This is a genomic window from Pseudobutyrivibrio ruminis DSM 9787, from assembly GCF_900218035.1.
Classification (GTDB): Bacteria; Bacillota; Clostridia; order Lachnospirales; family Lachnospiraceae; genus Pseudobutyrivibrio; species Pseudobutyrivibrio ruminis.
Map to the genome: position 1 here is coordinate 1 of NZ_OBMR01000018.1, position 1,117 is coordinate 1,117.

At 32.1% G+C, this 1,117-nt stretch carries 1 protein-coding gene; it reads left to right on the forward strand.

Features of this window, described 5'->3' with window-relative positions:
* The first annotated feature begins 162 nt into the window (after positions 1 to 162).
* The gene (locus tag CRN97_RS14050) at positions 163 to 660 is read left to right on the forward strand and encodes a GNAT family N-acetyltransferase (RefSeq protein WP_097077318.1); all 498 of its coding nucleotides are present in this window, start codon (positions 163 to 165) and stop codon (positions 658 to 660) included.
* Positions 661 to 1,117: the final 457 nt, after the last annotated feature.

The window sequence follows — 1,117 nt, forward strand, 5'->3', positions numbered from 1 at the left end:
TTATGGCAAAGAACTAGGATTAAATAAAGTTTATCTAAAAAGCGAACATCGTGGCCTATATGAAAAATATGGATTTAAAAAGATTGCAGATTTTAAACCTATTGTAGGACTTGCAGATCAGATATTTGAAAAGGCTTTATAATATATAGAAAGAACTCAGAAATGGAAATTAGAAAAACAGTAGAAGCTGATGTACCTCAGCTCATGAAAATATATGCATATGCCAGAGAGTTTATGGCAAAGACAGGAAACCCAAATCAGTGGGGACCTAATAACTGGCCACCAGAGGAATTGATTCATAATGATATAAAAGAAGGTAATAGCTATGTATGCGTAAATGATGCAGGTGATGTAATAGGTACCTTCTATTATATAGAAGGTAAAGATATTGAACCTACATATATAAATATAGAAGATGGAGCATGGATTGATGATAGTGCTTATGGAGTTATTCATAGACTTGCATCAGATGGCTCTGAAAAAGGTATTGGAAAGTTTTGCATTGATTGGGCGTTTAGCCAGTGTAATCATTTAAGGGTAGACACTCATACTGATAATAAAGTAATGCAGAATCTTCTCGCAAAACTTGGTTTTAAGAAATGCGGAATAATACATGTAATCCAGGATAACTATCCAAGATATGCTTATGAAAAACTCTAAAAGGCGTTTACTATGATTATTAAAAACCGATATATATTATGTACACCATATTAATCAAGAGATAATTGGTTAATTAGAACATACCTAGTCTGCGCTAGGTCAAGAAGGGCAACCATTCAGTAGAGTGGTTGCCTTTTATTATTTATATATGAAAGTAATCAAAATATAAAGCCTTATAAAAAGACAACATTTCCTTAATTTTTGTGCAAAAGAAAGTTGAACATACAGTTTGTACAATTCAAACAATTAAGCTCAAAATGGTGAATAGATGTACTTTAAAAAATGGGAGAAAATCCGTTGACTTTAGTAATTCTGGGTGATATTATAATCGAGCGCTGAGGGACAGCAAGTCACTTAGCACTAACGAAGATTGATAACTGAACAGTGAAACAAACCTTGAATTAATACAGTTTTGTATAAAACATGTATCCTTGAAATTCATTTAGTTTCTTAATGA